This is a genomic window from Leisingera sp. M523 (genome assembly GCF_025141335.1).
In the GTDB taxonomy this organism is placed as follows: domain Bacteria; phylum Pseudomonadota; class Alphaproteobacteria; order Rhodobacterales; family Rhodobacteraceae; genus Leisingera.
Window position 1 is genome coordinate 1144588 of record NZ_CP081036.1, and the last position, 17850, is coordinate 1162437.

At 63.1% G+C, this 17850-nt stretch carries 18 protein-coding genes; 7 read left to right on the forward strand and 11 right to left on the reverse strand.

The features are described 5' to 3' along the window. Positions 1–16: 16 nt before the first annotated feature. The 5 genes from K3557_RS05575 to K3557_RS05595 all read right to left on the reverse strand — a co-directional run bounded on the left by K3557_RS05575 (position 17) and on the right by K3557_RS05595 (position 6008). On the reverse strand, positions 17–1588 hold the full coding sequence (locus K3557_RS05575) for a Ppx/GppA family phosphatase (protein ID WP_259998277.1): 1572 nt from the start codon (positions 1586–1588) through the stop codon (positions 17–19). Between the two features lie 52 nt (positions 1589–1640). Beyond that, entirely contained in the window at positions 1641–2348 is a 708-nt protein-coding gene (locus tag K3557_RS05580) for an HdaA/DnaA family protein (RefSeq protein ID WP_259991298.1), read from the reverse strand. Positions 2349–2353: 5 nt separating this feature from the next. Continuing rightward, positions 2354–3427 (reverse strand): AI-2E family transporter, encoded by a 1074-nt coding sequence (locus K3557_RS05585; RefSeq protein WP_259998278.1) that lies wholly within the window; start codon positions 3425–3427, stop codon positions 2354–2356. A gap of 242 nt (positions 3428–3669) precedes the next feature. Continuing rightward, entirely contained in the window at positions 3670–4644 is a 975-nt protein-coding gene (locus K3557_RS05590) for an isopenicillin N synthase family oxygenase (protein WP_259998279.1), read from the reverse strand. Beyond that, the gene (locus K3557_RS05595; protein ID WP_259998280.1) at positions 4644–6008 is read right to left on the reverse strand and encodes an FAD-dependent oxidoreductase; all 1365 of its coding nucleotides are present in this window, start codon (positions 6006–6008) and stop codon (positions 4644–4646) included. Before K3557_RS05595 ends, K3557_RS05590 begins: the two co-directional genes overlap by 1 nt. Positions 6009–6249: 241 nt before the next feature. Between K3557_RS05595 and K3557_RS05600 the strand changes: the two genes are divergently transcribed. From K3557_RS05600 to K3557_RS05615, 4 genes are all read left to right on the forward strand, one after another. Further along, the gene (locus K3557_RS05600) at positions 6250–7851 is read left to right on the forward strand and encodes a BCCT family transporter (RefSeq protein ID WP_259991306.1); all 1602 of its coding nucleotides are present in this window, start codon (positions 6250–6252) and stop codon (positions 7849–7851) included. Between the two features lie 225 nt (positions 7852–8076). Continuing rightward, entirely contained in the window at positions 8077–8574 is a 498-nt protein-coding gene (locus tag K3557_RS05605) for a hypothetical protein (RefSeq protein ID WP_259998281.1), read from the forward strand. Positions 8575–8731: 157 nt separating this feature from the next. Next, positions 8732–10087: a proline--tRNA ligase gene (gene proS / locus K3557_RS05610; protein ID WP_259998282.1), complete on the forward strand. Its 1356-nt coding sequence runs from the start codon at positions 8732–8734 to the stop codon at positions 10085–10087. Positions 10088–10220: 133 nt separating this feature from the next. Beyond that, the gene (locus K3557_RS05615; RefSeq protein ID WP_259998283.1) at positions 10221–10736 is read left to right on the forward strand and encodes a carboxymuconolactone decarboxylase family protein; all 516 of its coding nucleotides are present in this window, start codon (positions 10221–10223) and stop codon (positions 10734–10736) included. Positions 10737–10759: 23 nt separating this feature from the next. On the opposite strand, the gene K3557_RS05620 is transcribed toward K3557_RS05615, so the two are convergent. Then, on the reverse strand, positions 10760–11248 hold the full coding sequence (locus K3557_RS05620; protein ID WP_259998284.1) for an HPP family protein: 489 nt from the start codon (positions 11246–11248) through the stop codon (positions 10760–10762). Between the two features lie 281 nt (positions 11249–11529). Here K3557_RS05620 and K3557_RS05625 point away from each other — a divergent pair, with 281 nt between their 5' ends. From K3557_RS05625 to K3557_RS05635, 3 genes are all read left to right on the forward strand, one after another. Beyond that, entirely contained in the window at positions 11530–12816 is a 1287-nt protein-coding gene (locus K3557_RS05625; protein WP_259998285.1) for a lipoprotein-releasing ABC transporter permease subunit, read from the forward strand. Continuing rightward, on the forward strand, positions 12809–13492 hold the full coding sequence (locus tag K3557_RS05630; RefSeq protein WP_259998286.1) for an ABC transporter ATP-binding protein: 684 nt from the start codon (positions 12809–12811) through the stop codon (positions 13490–13492). The genes K3557_RS05625 and K3557_RS05630 overlap by 8 nt, the downstream gene beginning before the upstream one ends. A gap of 197 nt (positions 13493–13689) precedes the next feature. After that, the gene (locus K3557_RS05635) at positions 13690–14007 is read left to right on the forward strand and encodes a polymer-forming cytoskeletal protein (protein ID WP_129370442.1); all 318 of its coding nucleotides are present in this window, start codon (positions 13690–13692) and stop codon (positions 14005–14007) included. A gap of 45 nt (positions 14008–14052) precedes the next feature. Here the strand turns inward: K3557_RS05635 and K3557_RS05640 are convergent, their stop codons facing one another. The 5 genes from K3557_RS05640 to K3557_RS05660 all read right to left on the reverse strand — a co-directional run bounded on the left by K3557_RS05640 (position 14053) and on the right by K3557_RS05660 (position 17301). After that, positions 14053–14571 carry a hypothetical protein gene (locus K3557_RS05640; protein ID WP_259998287.1) on the reverse strand — a complete coding sequence of 173 codons (519 nt, stop codon included), beginning with the start codon at positions 14569–14571 and terminating at the stop codon, positions 14053–14055. Beyond that, entirely contained in the window at positions 14568–15002 is a 435-nt protein-coding gene (locus K3557_RS05645) for a DMT family transporter (RefSeq protein ID WP_129370444.1), read from the reverse strand. Before K3557_RS05645 ends, K3557_RS05640 begins: the two co-directional genes overlap by 4 nt. 149 nt (positions 15003–15151) lie before the next feature. Next, positions 15152–15832, reverse strand: coding sequence for a hypothetical protein (locus K3557_RS05650; protein ID WP_259998288.1), 681 nt, complete (start codon positions 15830–15832; stop codon positions 15152–15154). Between the two features lie 18 nt (positions 15833–15850). Next, positions 15851–16507: a DNA-3-methyladenine glycosylase I gene (locus K3557_RS05655; protein WP_259998289.1), complete on the reverse strand. Its 657-nt coding sequence runs from the start codon at positions 16505–16507 to the stop codon at positions 15851–15853. A gap of 29 nt (positions 16508–16536) precedes the next feature. Beyond that, positions 16537–17301, reverse strand: coding sequence for a hypothetical protein (locus K3557_RS05660; protein WP_259991323.1), 765 nt, complete (start codon positions 17299–17301; stop codon positions 16537–16539). Positions 17302–17850: the final 549 nt, after the last annotated feature.

Consider the following 17850-nt stretch of genomic DNA (forward strand, 5'->3'; position numbering starts at 1 on the left):
GCACCACCCTAGGGCCTTACGCCTCAGACGGACCGGTGGGTTTGCTGAAACTCAGTTGCACCTCGGCATCCAATGCCTTGCCCAGCGATTGCAACCGGGCTTCGGCAACTTCGCCATACAGCGGCCGTGCCGCATCTGGCAGTGCCGCGTGCAGAACCCGCTTGCGCGGCTGCCAGCGCAAGCTGCCGATGGCGCCGGTGCTGGTCAGCATCAGCATTGCGCCGAACCGCATCGCCTTGCCCAGCACCTCGGCCTCGTGCTGGCCCTTTTCGTCCAGAAGCGCATAGAGATGCTCAAAGGCGCTGCCCTGCCGCTTGTTGCTGTAGCGGTGCAGCAGCGCCAGGCCCAGGAACACCCGTTCTGAATGTTTCAGCCCGCCCAGGTTGGCGCGGGTGGCGTTGTCGAAACAGACCTCGGCGCGGTAGTCGGGATGGGCGCGCCAGCTGACGTCATGCAGCAGGCAGGCCGCCTTGACCAGCCGCCGTTTGGCCAGCGGGGCACCGCTGAACAGCGGGCTGACAAATTCATACAGGGTGCCACCGAAACCGGGCACGCGGGCGTCCTTGGCCTCGGCAAAGCGCGAGGCTTCGATCAGCGGGTCGCGGGCGCGCAGCCGCTGCGGCATCTGTTCGTACAACAGGCCTTCGCGGATGCCATAGCTGGAGACGGCGATATCCTTGGGTTTGAAAGTCTTGACCAGCCGGGTCAGCACGTCGATCGCATAGGGCACCAGCGACATCCGGCTGGCGGAGACGCCGCAGGCGTTGCGCAGCTTGTCCAGATTGGTGGTCTCGATATAGCGGGCGGTTTCGCGCACGTCCTTGGCGGACATCCGGTATTCATGCAGCACCTTCAAGGGATAGCCGCGCCGGTGCATGTCGATGCGGGCAATCGCCCGCCAGCTGCCGCCGACCAGGAACAGCCGGTCGCGCTGCGCGCCCATCGCGCCTTTCAGCTGTTCGATCACCTCCCTGATATGGGCCTTGCGGCCCTTGCGCCCGCCCTTGATGTCGCGCAGCTTCAGCGGCCCCAGGGATGACGTGACCCGGCGCCCGACAGAGTTTTCCTGTATTTCCGCAAGCTCCATTGACGAGCCGCCGATATCGCAGACCAGCCCATAGGCGCCGGGCCAGCCCAACAGCACACCTTGCGCTGACAGCCGGGCTTCTTCGCGCCCGTCTATGACGTGGATCTTCAGGCCGGTCTCGCGCAGCACTTCGGCGCAGAAATCCGGCCCGTCCCCGGCGTCGCGCACCGCGGCGGTGGCAACGGCGGACAGCGGCGGCAGACCCATGCCCTTGGCCAGATGCTGGAACCGGCGCAGCGCCGACAGGGCGCGGGCGCGGCCCTCGGGGTTCAGGCGTCCCGATTCCGACAGGCCCGCGCCAAGCGCGCACATGATCTTTTCGTTATAGAAATAAGCCGGGCTGCGGGCGGCGCCGTCAAACACCACCAGCCGGACCGAGTTGGAGCCGACATCGACCACACCCACCCGCGACAGCGCCCGGGCCCTGGGGTCATCAAAGATCGGGCGGCCGAAGGGCCCCCAATCGGCATTGGCGGCGGCGGGGTCCTGGGTGACGTTCATGAGGGCTCCGTCTGGCAATCCGCGGTCAGGATGGTCGAAGGGAGGGCAGCGGTCAACCGCTTGCGGATGCGTCATTTTCCGCGGCCTCGTGGCGGATCTCGGACAGCGCCCGCACCGCCAGGGGCCGCGACAGGCTGCGTTTTTCGGCCAGCGACAGGTGGTCCAGCCGTCCGACAATCCGGGCGGCTGCGGCAAAGGAGCGGTCCATATGCGCCACCAGATAGGGAATCACATCAGGTTTGGGGGTGATCTGGCGGTCGTTGAACAGTTTGGCCAGCACCACCGCCAGCAGCTGGTCGTCCGGCGGCTGCAGCTCGGCATGGGTGGCGGCCTGCACCCGGCTTTGCAGATCGGGCAGGGTCAGCCCCCACAGATTCGGCGCGCCGCGGCCCGTCATCACCAGCGGATACCCGTTTGCCAGCACCATATTGTGCAAATGAAACAGGGCGTTCTGCTGTTCCGCGCTGCCGGCGGTCTGCGGCACGTCCTCCACCGCGACGGGGCCTTGCGCCAGTTCCGGCACGGCTCCGGCTGTCAGCTCTGCCGCCGGCAGGATCCGCGCGCCGGTCTGGCTGGCCCAGACGTGCACCAGATGGGTCTTGCCGGCACCTGCAGGCCCGGTCAGCACCAGCTTGCCGCTGGGCCAGGCAAATTGCGGATCCAGCAGCGCCACCGCCATTGCATTGGAGGGTGCCACAAAGAAATCATCCCGCCCCAGCGCCGGTTTCGCCGGGAGGTCAAAGCTCAGCTGTTGTGCCATCTGTATTATTCCGCCCCTGCGTCCCGGTGGCTTTGCCCCTGATAGAGGCGGCTGTGCAGATACTGTTCAGTCAGGAAGCGGGCCACCACGCCCAGGGCTGCGGCCACTGGGACAGCAACCAGCATGCCGACAAAGCCGAACAAGGCGCCAAAGACTGACAGCGCCAGCAAGAGCCACACCGGGTGCAAGCCCACAGAGCTGCCGACCAGTTTCGGGGTCAGGAAATTGCCCTCAGCCACCTGGCCGATGGCAAAGATGATGCCCACCAGCCCGATCGACACCCAGTCGCCCCAGAACTGGAACAGCGCCAGGCCGATTGCCAGCGCGCCGCCGATGAGGGCGCCGAGATAGGGGATGAAGGTAACCAGCCCGGCGATAAAGCCGACCGCCAGGCCGAAGTTCAGCCCCACCAGCATCAGCGCCACCGCGTAATAGGTGCCCAGGATCAGGCAGACCGTGCCCATGCCGCGGATGAACGACGCCAGCACCGCGTCGATCTCGCCGGCAATGCGGCGGATCACCGGCTGGTGGTCGCGCGGCAGCAGCTCATCAATGCGGGCGACCATCCGGTCCCAATCGAGCAGCAGATAGACGGCCACCACCGGCACGATGACCAGCAGAACCACCACGTTCAGCAGTGAAACCGCCGATCCCGCAACCGATTGCAGCACCTCAACCGCGCGTGATTGCAGCGTCTGCAAAAAGGCGGTGAGGGCCTGGTGGATACGGCTGTTTTCCTCAAAGACAGAAGGGAACTGTTCAATTGCAAAGGCGCGGGCATCGCGCAGCAGCTGCGGCAGCACCTGTGCCAGGTCGATCATCTGCGACACCAGCGTCGGCACAACCACCACCAGCAGAAGCAGGAACACCATCAGCGCGCCGGCGGTGATGGCGGCGGTGGCAGCCGTGCGGCTCATCCCCCAGGACTCCAGCCGGTCGGCAATCGGGTCGATCATATAGGCAATGGCCGCGCCCAGGATAAAGGGCATCAGCACGCCGCCAAGCGCCCACATCACCACGGCAAACACCACTGCGGCGATGCCCCAGTATTTGAATTGTTTCTGTGCTGGTAGCGCCATGGTCAGTCAGCCCGCCCTTTATCCGTTTGGTTCAGGATCTTGGCGCCAGTCTTCCCTGATGGGGCAGGGGCTTGCAAGGGGGGCGGGTCAATCCTCTGTGGGCAAGCCGGGGATAAGACGGAAAAGGCGGGGGGCAACCGGGGGGCAACCCGGGAAAGGCCTTCCGCCCGGGCGGAAGGCCGGGCAGCGCCCGCCCTCACGGTGTGGGCGGGCGCTCCGCCCCCTTGGGGCGGGGCGTTCCCTCAGCTGTGAATTGTGCCCAGTTCCGGCGTATCGGCGCCCGCGTCTTCATCCGGCCAGTTGGTGCGCCAGATCTCGGCCGACCAGTGGCCGCAATGCACCGCGGGGCGGTCAAACCCCGCGACCGGCGGTAGCAGCGGCTCCACCACCACGTCATGGCGCGGCACCGCGAAATAGGGGAAGGAGTAGCGCTCGCGCCCGGACGTGTTCACCACCCGGTGCGGGGTGGAGACCAGCCGCCCGCCGGACCACAGCTCCAGCATGTCGCCGATATTGACCACAAAGCCGCCGGGCGGGCAGTCCGGGGTGATCCAGCCGCCGCCCTTGGTCTGCACTTCCAGCCCGCCCACCGGATCGGGTGCGATGATGGTCAGCGCATCGGTGTCTTTGTGGGGGTGGATGCCAAAGCCCGCGTCCTCCAGCGCCTGTGGCGGATAATGCAGCAGCGACATGTTGGTGAGCGGGGTTTCAAACGGCTCGCGAAACTGCGCCGGGTTCAGTCCCAGCCCCTCGGCCAAAGCACCCAGCAGCAGGTGAAAGACGCCGTCCAGCTCCGCCCAGTAGCTCAGGATGACCTCGCGCGCTTCCGGCACTTCAGCGGGCCAGCGGTTGGGGCCGTAGAGCGGGCAGGCGGCGCGGATGGGATCACCCGCCGCCACCTCATGGTGCAGCTTGTAGCCCTCGTATTTGTCCGCCGTCCCGCTGCCGTCGTTCGGCGTGAAAAACCCCATCGGGATATAGCCGCGGTAATTCTCCCGCGTAATTGCCTGATCCCACTTGGATTTCTCCGGCACGGCAAAGATTGCCTGCACCGCGTTCCGCACCGCCTCTACGGTTTCCTGCGCGACGCCGGTGCCGGTGATTGAGAGGAACCCGATATCCTCCGCCGCGGCCAGAATAGCAGCGACGGTCTGCTGGTGCTGCGGGTGGCCAACCTCCCGCAGCGGTGTGATGTCGATGGTGGGAATGCTCTGCATCAATGGATCCTCACACCTTGGCGCTTCAGCTCTCCTTGCACGGCGGTAATGTCCACCGCGTCAAACTCGCAGCCCGCCTTGACCGACAGCGCCGCGGCGATGCCCGCGCCCTGTCCGGCTACTGCGCAGCAGGCCATGTTGCGGGTGGCGGCATGGGCGATCCTGTCGCCGCCAATGGCGCGGCCTGTCACCAGCAGGCCCTGAACGCCCTTAGGCAACATCGACCGGTAGGGGATCTGCATGTAACGCCCGGTGGTGGGCAAGATCAGCACGCCGTAGCCGTCGATGAACTCGGGATAAATGCCGATGGTATCATCAAAACGGCCCTGATTGCGGGTCTCACCTTCGGTAATGTTGTGATGCGCGTCGATCTTGCGGGTGTCGCGGATGCCGATGGTCATGCCGAAATTGCGCAGCCGCGCGCCCTCGCAGCCCGGCGTATAGGCGCGCAGCGCGTCAATCGCGTGCATCGCCTGTTTGCGGCCCTCGATCTCGCCCTTGGTCATGCTGTCGGGATCGGTTCCGTCGATGCCCGCCAGATGGACCAGGTTCATATAGGTCATCTCGCCACTGTCATGCACCGCGCCCCAGGTGCCGCCGATAGTATTGAGATGCGCCGGGATCACCCCGTCGCGGATCGCCTGCCCGAACGGCTTGGCCAGAAAGGGCGAGAACATGCCGTCTTCCTTGCCCGAGGTCTCCACCTGCCATTCGCCGGTGGACCAGCTGGCATAGGTCTGCGGATCGGCCTTGACGCCTTCCATGAATTTCTGCTTGTCGACGCCCGCGATGTGGAACATCACGCTGGCCGCCTGCATTTCCTCGACCGGCGTTTTCACGCAGGGCGCCCCCATCATATGAGCAATGTCAGCATCCCCCGTCGCGTCAATCACCCGTTTCGCCAGGATGGCCTCGCGGCCAGCCTTGCTTTCGACAATCACACCGGTGATCCGGCTGCCCTCGCGGATCGGCGCCACAAACACCCGGTGCAGCATCGGGTGGATGCCGGCCTCCTCGACCAGCTTGTCGGCGACCAGCTTGAAGCCCTCGCTGTCCAGCTCATAGGACAGCGACTGGCTTTCCGGCACCGCGGCGCCCATCGCCTTGGCGCGCTCCTCGAACTCCCAGCCGATGCCATGGGCCTCGACCGTCTGCTCGTGCCGGTACCAGGCAAAGCCTTCAACCCCGACGGTGGTGATATTGCCGCCGAAACAGCCGAAGCGGTCCAGCAGAGTCACCTCTACTCCCGCCCGCGCCGCAGCCAAGGCCGCCGCAAGCCCGCCGGGACCGGAGCCAACCACCAGCACCTCGGTTTCGTGAATGACCGGTATTTCGCGCGCCGGCTCAAGGATTGTTTTGGCCACGTCTGTCTCTCCCTTGTCGCTGCTGAGAGCGGTGTTTCCGGTAACAGTTTCGAATCTTGTACAGCGGCTCAAGTTCTTTTGCGCCATGATGCCGCAAAAACGACATCGGCGCGGGTGGCGGAACCGGCCCTTCTGCGCGATCTGCTGTCTGCTGCAACGGCAGGCTTGGACGCCGGATTAGGTAATTCCGGCATTTAATGCGACACTTGCGGGATAGTTAACGAGTATAAGGGGAGGCGTCATGCCAGAGACAAAGAAAATGCTCGATCCCGACCCGAGGGTTTGGGACTTCGAGACAGAACATGAGCTGGGACAGGACAACATCCGGCCGTTCGGCCTGGACATTCATAATCCGGTCTTTCTGATCTCCAGCGTTCTGATCGCGGCGTTTGTGCTGATTGCGCTGGCCAATCAGGAGGCCACAGCGGCGTTTTTCGGCTGGCTGAGGCCCTGGCTGACCAGCACCTTTGACTGGTTCCTGGTGCTGTCGGTGGATGCCATCACCCTGTTCTGCCTGGCGCTGATCGTGCTGCCGGTCGGCGCGGTCCGGATCGGCGGCAAGGACGCCACGCCGGACTATTCATATGCCGGTTGGATCGCGATGATGTTCGCGGCCGGCATCGGCATCGGGCTGCTGTTCTTCGGCGTGCTTGAGCCGGTCTACTACAACTTCTCTGAAGGCGGCGCAGCGCGGCCGTTGAACATCGACATCACCCAGCCGGGCAATGAATACATCGGCATTGTCGGCACCATCCACCATTGGGGGCTGGAGGGCTGGGCGGTCTATGCCGCAGTCGGGCTGTCGCTGGCGATCTTCTGCTACAATCTTGGCCTGCCGCTGACCCTGCGCTCGGCGTTCTATCCGATCCTGGGCGAACGTGTCTGGGGCTGGTGGGGCCATGCCATCGACACGCTGGCGGTGTTTGCCACCCTGTTCGGGCTGACCACCTCGCTTGGTCTTGGCGCGCAACAGGTTGCGGCCGGCCTTTATGAGGTATTTGGCATTGAGCCTTCCCCGACGGTTGTTGTCCTTCTGATCATCGGCATCACCGCGATCGCGCTGGGCTCGGTGCTGATGGGCATGGATGCCGGCGTTAAACGCCTGTCCGAGATCAATATGGTAATGGCGGTGGTGCTGTTCATCTTCGTGATCCTGGTGACGGGTGTCGTCTCCGCAATCACCCGCTACTTCAGCGTGATGGCGGATTACGTGATGCTGCTGCCCCAGCTCTCAAACCCGTTCGGGCGCGAAGACACCAGTTACTTTCACGGCTGGACCACATTCTATTGGGCGTGGTGGATTGCCTGGTCGCCCTTTGTCGGCATGTTCATCGCCCGCATTTCCAAGGGCCGCACGGTGCGTGAGTTCGTGCTGTGTGCGCTGATCGCCCCCACCGCGGTTTGTGCGCTGTGGATGTCGACCTTTGGCGGCGGTGCCATCGACATGCTGAACGCGGGCGGCGCCGAAGGCGTCAAAGCCACGGTGATCGACGCTTACAAACCCGAAGGTGCCTTGTTTGGCTTTCTGAAGGAACTGCCGCTGTACTCGATCGTGGCGCCGGTGTCGCTGGTGCTGATCATCATCTTCTTTGTGACCTCATCCGACTCCGGTTCGCTGGTGATCGACACGATCACTGCGGGCGGCAAGATGGACGCACCGGTGATCCAGCGGGTGTTCTGGTGCACGCTGGAGGGGCTGGTGGCGATTGCCTTGCTGCTCGGCGGCGGCCTGTCGGCGCTGCAAGGTGCTGCGGTCTCCACCGGTATCCCGTTCACGCTGGTGGTGCTGATCATGTGCTACTGCCTGTGGCTGGCGCTGCGGGCCGAACGTGCGAAGATGTAGGCAACACAAAATCTTGGGAGAAAGACTGCGGGCGTCCCGGCGTCCGCAGCTTTCTTTTTGGGGACGTGGCGTGCAGCGGCACGGCCCGCGTCTGACCTTCCCCCCGATCAGGCGCTTTCGCGCCGGCCCAAGGTCCGGCCCGGGCCTTGTGTAAGGGCACACAGATCGCACAGGCAAAAATTCCCTATCTTGCATGACAGGGTCTTAGTTGTTAGCGCCTATGTTATGAGTTCAGAGATGATTGTTTCTACAGCTGTTTCTAGAGTTGCAGCTCTAGGCGGCTTCCTTGATGGCCTAAGTTTTCTGAACAAGGACCAACGTGCAAACTTTGCAGCCGCATTTGTTGTGAACGCTGCCGAGGATAAAGAGGTTCTTTCCGAAATCTGTTCAGCTTTCTCACAGTTGCCGCCGTTGAGGTTAAGTTTGGATCAGAGTTTCGACGGAGGCTTTGCTCAGCTGGAGAAAGATATCGGGTCTTTCTTGTTGATCGATCCCCATGTCAGCGACGAACAGAAAGCGAAAGAGATGCGTTCATACTTGGCTTTCAAGGTAATGGGCCGGCTGGATGAAATAGCTGAGCTCAAAGATTTCGCGGAACCTAAGCGAATTATCAGTGCAACTGATGCCGCAATGATCTTCTACTTGCTCCGAACGAGAGACGTTAGTTTCGTGATGTATTTCTGCTGTAGCGCAGGAACCCCGCTGGATGCTCCTGACCAGTAAGTTAAGGAAGAGTGATCTGATACAAGGTTGGCAGCTACTCAGGTTTGCGGCCGGCCCGTGTTAAAGGGCTTGTCACTGGCACCTCCACACTTGCCCGCACCCCCATCACCCACTAAACCGGGCGGGACCTCGACCACACATCATTGATGGAGCCAAGATGCGCCTGTCCCGCTATTTCCTGCCGGTTCTGAAGGAAAACCCCTCGGAAGCCCAGATCGTCAGCCACCGGTTGATGCTGCGCGCCGGGATGATCAAGCAATCCTCCGCCGGGATCTACTCCTGGCTGCCGCTTGGCTTCAAAGTCTTGAAAAAGATCGAAAGCATCGTGCATGACGAGCAGATCCGCGCGGGCCACATCCCGATGCAGATGCCGACCATGCAGTCCGCCGATCTGTGGCGCGAGAGCGGCCGGTACGAGGCCTACGGCCAGGAAATGCTGCGGATGAAGGACCGGCATGACCGCGATATGCTGTTCACCCCCACCGCCGAAGAGCTGATCACCGATATCTTCCGCGCCCATGTCAGCAGCTACAAGGACCTGCCGCTGACCATGTACCAGATCCAGTGGAAATTCCGCGACGAGATCCGCCCGCGTTTCGGCGTGATGCGGGGCCGCGAGTTCTACATGAAGGACGGCTACAACTTCGACCTGACCAAGGAAGACGCGCTGCACGCCTACAACCGCCACCTGGTCAGCTACCTGCGCACCTATGAGCGGATGGGCCTGCAGGCGATCCCGATGCGGGCCGACAGCGGCCCGATCGGCGGCGATGACACCCATGAATTCCTGGTTCTGGCGGAGACCGGCGAGTCGGAGGTGTTCTATGACAGCGCCGTCACCGACCTGAGTTTTGGTGACCGCGAAATCGACTATGACAGCGTCGAGCAGTGCCAAGGCGTGCTGGAGGAGTTCACTTCCAAATACGCCCGCACCGACGAGACCCACGACGAAGCCCTGTTCAATGCAATCCCCGAGGAGCGCCGCCGGGTGGCGCGCGGTATCGAAGTGGGGCAGATATTCTATTTCGGCACCAAGTATTCCGACGCGATGGGCGCCACCGTGCAAGGCCCCGATGGTAAGCCGGTGCCGGTCCATATGGGCAGCCACGGCATTGGCGTGTCGCGTCTTCTGGGGGCCATCATCGAGGCAAGCCACGACGACAAGGGCATCATCTGGCCCGAGGGCGTGACCCCGTTCCACTGCGGTATCGTCAACCTCAAGCAGGGCGACGACGAGGCGGACGCGGCCTGCAACCAGCTCTATGCGGCGCTGACGGCGGCCGGGCTGGACCCGCTGTATGACGACCGCAAGGAACGGGCGGGGGGCAAATTTGCCACCATGGACCTGATCGGTCTGCCCTGGCGCATCACTGTCGGCCCGCGCGGGCTGAAGAACGGCGTGGTCGAACTCACTTCGCGCCGCACTGGCGAAAGCGAAGAGCTGAGCCCGGAAGAGGCAGTGAAGAAGGTGGCCCAGGTCTACAAGGCGCACCCCACCGGGCGCGGCTTCTGAGCCGGACTGACAGGTTGAAGTATGTAGCCCCGCCAGTCGCCGCCGGCGGGGTTTTCCTTTGCCAGGCAGGGCGCTGACAGAGAGCGCTTGGGCTGCTAGCCTTGCCTCGAACAGCAGCGGGGGCAGAGCAGGCATGGCCAATTTTAGCGGTATCGCAGCGAACAGCGGGCTGACGCATGTGCTGTCATCCTTTCCGCGCAACTCCGAACCGTTGCTGCGCTTGCTGGACAGTATCATGAGCGGTAGCGGCGCGCTGTCGCGGGGCGAGCGTGAGGCGATTGCGGCGCATGTCTCACGGCTGAACAATGTGGCCTATTGCGTTCATTACCACAGCCTGTTCTCGGAGGTGTTCTGCGGCCCGGCGGCGGTAACGCAGGTCCGTATCCGGCCTCTGCTGGATTATGCTGGTGCATTGCATACAGGGGAGGCTGGGGGCATATCGCAGGCCTTTGAGGCCGCCATCAGTTCGGGCTGGAGCGAGGCCGCGCTCTATGAGGTGGTGGAGGTCTGCGGCGTCTTCAGCTTTATCAACACCATCGTCAAGGCGACCGGTCTGGCTGCGCCGGAACAGGCAGCGGAGCCTCGGCTCACAGCAGAGGGGCTGATAGACTCTTATGCTGCAATGGCGGAAGCGGTCCGGGGGAGGTAGGTCTTTGCGTCAGCCCGCTGTGCTCAATCGTGTTTTAGGGGGTATTCGTGGCCGGCCAACCGGTGGAACACTGCTGCAATCACCACCAGCGCCACAGCGCCGGTCAGCACCGGGAACAGCAGGAAGGACAGGCCGGGATCGGTGGCAAAGACCACCAGCGGATTGGCGCCGGCAGGCGGATGGGTGAGGCGCAAAGCCGCCATCACCGCAATCGACAGACCCACCGCCAGCGCCAGTGCCCACCAGGCTTCCGGCAGCACGGCATTAAGCCCGAGGCTGATAGCAGTGGCCAGAAGGTGGCCGCCTATTACGTTGGCAGGCTGCGACAGCGGGCTGGCGGGAACGGAGAACAGCAGCACGCAGCTGGCGCCAAAAGGCGCGATCAGCAGTAGCAGATTGGCATGGGTGGTCAGCAGCGACAGCGCTGCAATTGCCAGAAAGGCACCCAGCCCGGCGGTGATCACAGCCCGCGGTGACGGATGCGGCAGCGCGCGCTTGAAGTATCTGTCCATCGTCCTCACCCGTAAAAAACCGTAACCAGCGCGGTACACCCTGCTTACGGCGCAGATGCAAGGCAATAGGCGTTTGCGGCAAGTCACGTTGCGGTGACGCCCGGCAGAGGAGCCTGTGACCGGCGTCCAAGAGTTTTGAGGAAAACTCTTGGCAAATCTTTTCTAAAAAGATTTGCGGCTTCGGCTGCGGCCGGCGGAAAAAGGGCCGGGCCGGCAACCACATCTTGACCCCAAGCCTCCGGCAGCACAGGTTGCAGCAAAATTTCCGGGCAGGACAGCACATGGCTACGACACCTCCGCCGTTTTCACGATTTGAATGGATCATCGCTTGGCGGTACTTGCGCGCCCGCAAGGCCGAGGGCGGGGTCAGCGTGATGACCTGGATCAGCCTCATCGGCATCACTCTGGCGGTGTTTGCGCTGATTGCCACGCTGGCAGTACGTTCGGGCTTCCGGTCGGAATTTGTCGGCACCATTCTGGGCGCCAACGCGCATGTGACGCTTTATTCCTACGGAGAGGTGACGGAATCCGGGGTGCTGGACCGCTCGCTGAAAGACTATCAGGCGCTGGCTGAAACAGTGGCCGCCGTGCCCGGCGTGACCCGCGCGGCCCCGCTGGTCAAAGGCCAGGTGATGGCAAACCGGCGCCAGCGCAATGCAGGGGTTGAGGTGTTCGGCATCTCAGCGGCTGATATTCAAGGCATCCCCGGTGTCGCCCAAAGCGCGGAGGCGCTGGGCGATCTGGCGCGCTTTGACGATGGTATCGCTATTGGCTCCGGTGTGGCGCGGGAACTTGGCGTCTCGGTCGGGGACAAGATCAAGCTGATCTCGCCCAACGGGGTCAAGACCGCCTTTGGCACCAGCCCGCGGGTCAACGCCTATGAGGTGGTTTATGTCTTCACCGCCGGGCGCTGGGACATCGACCGTACCCGTGTTTATCTGCCGTTTGCCGAAGCGCAGGGGTTCTTCAACCGCGAAGGCACGGCGGATGAGATCGAGGTGATGGTGGAGGATCCGGAAGACGTTGATGCCATGGCGGTTGCAATTCTGGGGGCAGCTGGCGGCACCGCAGGCGTTTGGACCTGGCGCGATGCCTCGGGCGGGTTCCTGCGGGCCTTGGAGGTCGAGGACAATGTGATGTTCATCATCCTGTCGATCCTGGTGCTGATTGCAGCGATGAACATCGTCTCGGGCCTCATCATGCTGGTCAAGAACAAGGGTCGCGACATCGGCATCCTGCGCACCATCGGCCTCAGCGAAGGATCGGTGATGCGGGTGTTTTTCATCTGCGGCGCCTTTACCGGGGTGCTGGGCACGCTGTTCGGGGTGCTGCTGGGGTGCCTTTTTGCGCTGTATATCGATCCGATCTTCTCGTTTGTGAATTATCTGATGGGCGGCGGCGTCTGGGATCCGTCGATCCGCGGCATCTATGCGCTGCCGGCCGAGTTGCGGCTGGGCGATGTGCTGTCGGCTGTTGGCCTGTCGCTGGGGCTGTCGTTTTTTGTGACCATTTTCCCGGCCCGCCGCGCGGCGCGGCTGAATCCGGTGGAGGCGCTGCGCTATGAGTGAACTGACGTTGGAGCTGACAGGGATCAGCAAATCCTATCTGCAGGGCACGCCCGGTCAGGTGGAAGTATTGCGCGGTGCTGATCTGACCTTGCAGGCGGGGGAGGTTGTGGCGCTGGTGGCGCCCTCCGGTGCCGGTAAATCAACACTGCTGCATATCGCCGGGCTGCTGGACACGCCGGACGCGGGCGAGGTGCGGGTGGCCGGCGAGGACGTGAGCCGCAAGGGCGACCGCCGCCGCACCCGTGTGCGCCGTCAGGAGGTGGGGTTTGTCTATCAGTTCCACCACCTGCTGCCGGAGTTCACGGCGCTTGAGAACATCGTGCTGCCGCAGCTGGCCAATGGGGCCTCGCAAAAAGCCGCAGCCGCGCGGGCGGCGGATCTTTTGGCCACAGTCGGGCTGGCGGGCCGCGCCGGTCACCGCCCCGCGGCGCTGTCGGGCGGCGAGCAGCAGCGGGTCGCCTTTTGCCGCGCGCTGGCCAATGCGCCGCGGGTTCTGCTGGCGGATGAGCCGACCGGAAACTTGGATCCCGGTACTGCGGATCAGGTGTTTGCTGCATTGATGGAACTGGTGCGCGGCACCGGCCTGTCGGCGCTGATTGCCACCCACAACTTGGAGCTGGCTGCGCGGATGGACCGGCAGGTGAAGCTGCAGGAGGGGTTGCTGGTGGCCATGTGAGCAAATTGCGCCTTGGCGGCGCAATGCCTTCGGCGAGAGTATTTTCGAAAAGGTGAAAGCGGGGGAGGCAGCGGCAGGCGGAACCTTGCCGGCGGTGCCGGGAGCGGGCTATGGCCTGGTGGCGGGGTTTGCTATCAGGTGTTCAAACCGGAGCTGGCAGGTTAGGCTGGCCGGGAATGCGCAGAAAGGGCTGAGACGTGGTGAATTCCGTTATCGAAAAAGATGTGACTGTTGAGGGCAATATCACCTCCAGCAAAGGCAGCGTCGAAGTCCGCGGCCGAGTGGTTGGGGATCTTTCGGCGCAGGCGGTGACAGTGCATCAGGGCGGCACGGTTGACGGCGCCCTGAGCGCGCAATCGGTGACTGTTGAGGGCACCTACAGCGGCAGAATCCAGTGCGAGGACCTGCGGCTTGCCTCCAGCTCGCAGGTGAAGGCGGATGTGTCTGCCCAAAGCATGGCCACCGAAAGCGGTGCGCAAGTGGAAGGCAACATCAAGATCACCGGCAAGGGGTAGAGGTGCGGGTGAAAAAATCCGCCAGCCTGCTGTCACCCTGGCCAGTTAATCCGGGTGTTTTGAAGGGCGGATCGGATCAACTGAGCGCAGGTAAATAACAGCCCCTCCAGCAAGGGTTCCCAAAAGGCCGATCGTGAATATGGTCTCCAATGGGACCCCCTTGCTGACCAGCACGGCCATCGCAAGGGACCAAACCAGAAAAGCAGCATACAATGTGAGCGCGCCCAGGAACCTTGCTCGCTTCCGCGTCAATACTTTGGCGGCGAGAAATGCAGCCAAGAAGGGAAACCAGGTTTCTGCCACATGGTTCAGGAAGTGCAGGCCTGGTGTGGCTCCGCCGGGGAAGGACATTCCGGTGAACAAAGCGAGAGCCGGATACTGCCAAGGAAGAAACGGGTTCATCGCTTCCATTACTGTGAAGAAAACCCAAATTAGAAATCCTGCCAAGAATGCAGCGGCATAAGTGAGAAGGCGCTTTGTCATGTCTCGTTGCTCTTGCTGGAAGCGCTGAACTGCCGCAAGGGCAACGGCAGTCTTGTTCTTTTCCCGGTTTTCGCGGCTCACGCCATCTGGGTGATCCAGACCCCCAGCGCCATTACCGAAATTCCGGCTGTGCGGGTCAGGGTCAGGGGGCTGATCTGGGCGCCGAACAGCCCGTAGTGGTCGATGGCTGCAGCTGAAATCAACTGGCCGATCAGCACGAAGAACACCGCGTTGCCAACGCCGAAATGCGGCGCGACATGGGTGATGGACAGCACGTAGAAGGCCACCAGAACGCCTGCCAGCAGCAGGTGTTTGGGCGCGGCGGGGATTTTTGCCAAGGCTTGCGGGCCAACAATCAGGCAATAGAGGATCGTGGCAATCAGCGCGATCAGGAACAGCACCACAGCGGCTGAGGCGGGGGAGCCGATTAGCTTGCCCAGGGCCGCATTCAGGGCGGCCAGCACCGGGATGCCAAGGCCCGCGGCCAGCATGATGAGGGCGTATTGTGTCATCGGGCGGCTCCTGAAGATTGCTTGCGAGAGTTGTGACCGGAATTCACTTGGCAAAACAAGTGCTACGTTGCGGCGCGGATTCCGGCCCTGGTAAATTTGAAGCAAGTTTGATTTTCCAGGGCCGCGCTAATTGCAAGAAAACGACGGGGTCAGTCGCAGATGCCGCGCAGTTCGGCGTCCTTCCAGGGCAGGTAGACATCGCTTTCGCGGTTTTGCGGCAGGGCGCTGACCGGCATCGCCGCCGCCAGCATCCCGTGCAGCCGGCGGGTGCGTGCCGCCTGCGGGGCCAGGGCGCGGCAGCAGACGTATTCCTCAATGATGGCGCCCTGCTGTTCAAATCCATAGGTGAGGAAATCCGGTTCGCCCTCGAGATCGAACAGATAGGGGTCGCGGTTCCGGCCGTGTTCTGCCGCAGCCCGCAGCGGCGAATAGCCGGTTTGCTTGCGGTTCTGCCATTGCCAGACATGGGTGACTTCATGTGCGAGCAGCATCGCCTCGACCAGGTGCAGCTTGTCCGGGTAGTCCGGAAGGTAGTTTTCCGTGTACCAGACCCTGGCAAAGAAGATCCGGTTGAACAGGGCCACCGCAGCGGGTGAGGAGGTGACGACCTCCTCCGTCACCGGCGGCAGGATACGTTCGCGGCAGGTTACACGCGGGCGCGGCATCCGGCGGAAGGTGACCGCCCCCACAGGTGCGCCGCGCACGATCCGCACCTTGCCGGCGTTCAGGCTGGACCCGTGCAGCCCGGCCAGATAAGCGCGCTCTGTGTCCGTCAAGGGCCGGCCGCAGGCGGAGAGAGCGAGCAGGGCAAGAAGCAGGGCGCGGATCATGTGTGCATTGCCATCCGGTCAGCAGCTCATCGCCAGCACACGGCTGATTTCGGTGAGCGAGCGGCCCGATTGCTCCATCCAGGTGTTGAAAGCGGCCTGCACGGATTTCAGCGCGGTTTTGGAGGTTGCGGGCTTGTCGATCACCCCTTCTGTGATCAGCCGGGCGGTGACGTCCCGGGACAGGATGAAGCTGTCGCGCCCGGCAAAGCGCATGGCGTATTGGCCGGTGTTGCCGCCAAGCCGGCTGCCGCGCTTTTTGAGCATGTCCAAAAGCCCGATGTAGTCGGTGGAGGGCCAGCCGCCCAGCACCCGGCCCGCGCCGCCCTCGGCGCGCAGTTCCATCAGCAGGGAGGCGTTTTCGCGCACGGTTGCCAGTTTGGCGCCGTTTCTGACAACCCGTGTGTCTTGCAGGATCCGGTCGAATTCCTCTTCAGCCATAAAGGCGCAAGGGCCGGGGTCAAATCCGTGAAAGACCTCCTCAAAGCCGTCCCATTTGGCCTCGATCACTTTCCAGTTGAAGCCCGCCTGGAAGATGCATTTGGTCATGGTGGCGAGCCAGCGGTCCTCGGGCAGCTCCGTGACCTTGGGGTCGGGTTTGGCGAGCTTTTCCTCCAGCGCCTCCGGCCCGCCGTGGCGGTCTGCTGAGATGGCGTGGATGTCGTCAAAGGATCGCATGGCGGCTCCGGTGTGGCGTTCCGGTGAGGTTAGCGGGGGCGGCGCAGCTCGACAATGGATTTGCCGAGGCGGAAGGGGGCGGCAAAGCTGACAAGGCACAGCGCGATGATCTGCAGCACCAGGATATGGGCATTGGCCTGCAGGTATTCCCATTCGTCCTTCAGCTTGGACACATGGGTGATCAGGTCGTCATAGGCTCGTGCGATGATCAGGTAGTCGCCGGCGATGGCGGGTACCTTGCGGCGCATGTTGTCGACGGCGGCCTGGGCAGGGGCGTCGAGCGAGGTGAAGACCAGAAACGCTTCCGGGTTAAATGCGCTGGCCTTGGCTTCCATGTGTTTCATCTCGTCCATGTCGTCCCCGCCGGTGCCGAACAGGAAGTTGAGGCCCTGCAGCGGCGCCACCTCATTTGTTACCGCGATAAACAGGGGCAGTTCGGCGTTGCCTGCGGTGGAAGCGGAGAGGAATTCGACCTTTTCGCACAAGACCGCGATGTCGGCGTCATATGCGGGGTCGCAGAACCGAAGGCGGAAGCGGGCGGCGTCGCGGTCAAAGGCGGCTGTGGCGGCATAGGCGATGTCGATCTGGCGTTCGAGTTTTGAGCTGTCGGCAGCGTAAATGCCGGAGATCACCGCCACCAGCGCGCCAAAGCCGCCAAGCACCACCCACACGAGGTCCGCCAGTTTCCAGGCGCGGTGGCCGGCCGGTTTGCGGAACAGGAAGATGGTGCCGATAAGGCCGGTGAGGAAGAACAGCAATAGCAGGGGCAGCTGGTTGTTTGCGATGAAATTCATGCCCGGTCTCTTTGCTGTGATTGGCTTGCCTAACCATAAGAAGAGAAAGGGGTTTCAGGCAACAGGCATCACGTAAGCGTCATGCGGCGGGCGGCGCGCATGACTGTGGCCGGGCGGGAGGGGATCCCGGTCCGGGTGAATTGCTGTTCCGGGGGCCGTTTGGCCGCTATGCGCTTAAGGCCGGGATGGTCTGGCCGGGAAAAAGTGGCGGCGCCGCCACAGCCCGGATGGGCCAGTGGCGAAGGGCCGGATGGGGATCGCAAGACCCCATGTCCGCTTGAAAGCTTCCTGTTTGCGGAAAACCCCTGCACCCGATGAGGGGGTGGTCCTGGGGGGGCCCGTATCTCCTGTTGGTGCGGGGTGTCAGTCCGCACCGGTGTCGCGACGCATTGGAGTATGGCAGATCGGGGTTAAGGGCGCGCAAGCGGGGCGTGCGGTGGTTTGGGGTTTGGCGCAACAGTGAGCAAGCGCCCGGAAACCATCCGGGGGATGGTTTCGCTTGCGAACGGGCGGAGCCCTGAAGACCGGGGCGCTTGCGGCCCGGTCTGC

What these genes read in the sequence shown, in the direction of transcription:
- K3557_RS05575 (WP_259998277.1), bottom strand. Translation starts at nt 1,588, where the DNA reads ATGAACGTCACCCAGGACCCCGCCGCCGCCAATGCCGATTGGGGGCCC.
- K3557_RS05580 (WP_259991298.1), bottom strand. Translation starts at nt 2,348, where the DNA reads ATGGCACAACAGCTGAGCTTTGACCTCCCGGCGAAACCGGCGCTGGGG.
- K3557_RS05585 (WP_259998278.1), bottom strand. Translation starts at nt 3,427, where the DNA reads ATGGCGCTACCAGCACAGAAACAATTCAAATACTGGGGCATCGCCGCA.
- K3557_RS05590 (WP_259998279.1), bottom strand. Translation starts at nt 4,644, where the DNA reads ATGCAGAGCATTCCCACCATCGACATCACACCGCTGCGGGAGGTTGGC.
- K3557_RS05600 (WP_259991306.1), top strand. Translation starts at nt 6,250, where the DNA reads ATGCCAGAGACAAAGAAAATGCTCGATCCCGACCCGAGGGTTTGGGAC.
- K3557_RS05605 (WP_259998281.1), top strand. Translation starts at nt 8,077, where the DNA reads ATGAGTTCAGAGATGATTGTTTCTACAGCTGTTTCTAGAGTTGCAGCT.
- proS (WP_259998282.1), top strand. Translation starts at nt 8,732, where the DNA reads ATGCGCCTGTCCCGCTATTTCCTGCCGGTTCTGAAGGAAAACCCCTCG.
- K3557_RS05615 (WP_259998283.1), top strand. Translation starts at nt 10,221, where the DNA reads ATGGCCAATTTTAGCGGTATCGCAGCGAACAGCGGGCTGACGCATGTG.
- K3557_RS05620 (WP_259998284.1), bottom strand. Translation starts at nt 11,248, where the DNA reads ATGGACAGATACTTCAAGCGCGCGCTGCCGCATCCGTCACCGCGGGCT.
- K3557_RS05625 (WP_259998285.1), top strand. Translation starts at nt 11,530, where the DNA reads ATGGCTACGACACCTCCGCCGTTTTCACGATTTGAATGGATCATCGCT.
- K3557_RS05630 (WP_259998286.1), top strand. Translation starts at nt 12,809, where the DNA reads ATGAGTGAACTGACGTTGGAGCTGACAGGGATCAGCAAATCCTATCTG.
- K3557_RS05645 (WP_129370444.1), bottom strand. Translation starts at nt 15,002, where the DNA reads ATGACACAATACGCCCTCATCATGCTGGCCGCGGGCCTTGGCATCCCG.
- K3557_RS05650 (WP_259998288.1), bottom strand. Translation starts at nt 15,832, where the DNA reads ATGATCCGCGCCCTGCTTCTTGCCCTGCTCGCTCTCTCCGCCTGCGGC.
- K3557_RS05655 (WP_259998289.1), bottom strand. Translation starts at nt 16,507, where the DNA reads ATGCGATCCTTTGACGACATCCACGCCATCTCAGCAGACCGCCACGGC.
- K3557_RS05660 (WP_259991323.1), bottom strand. Translation starts at nt 17,301, where the DNA reads ATGAATTTCATCGCAAACAACCAGCTGCCCCTGCTATTGCTGTTCTTC.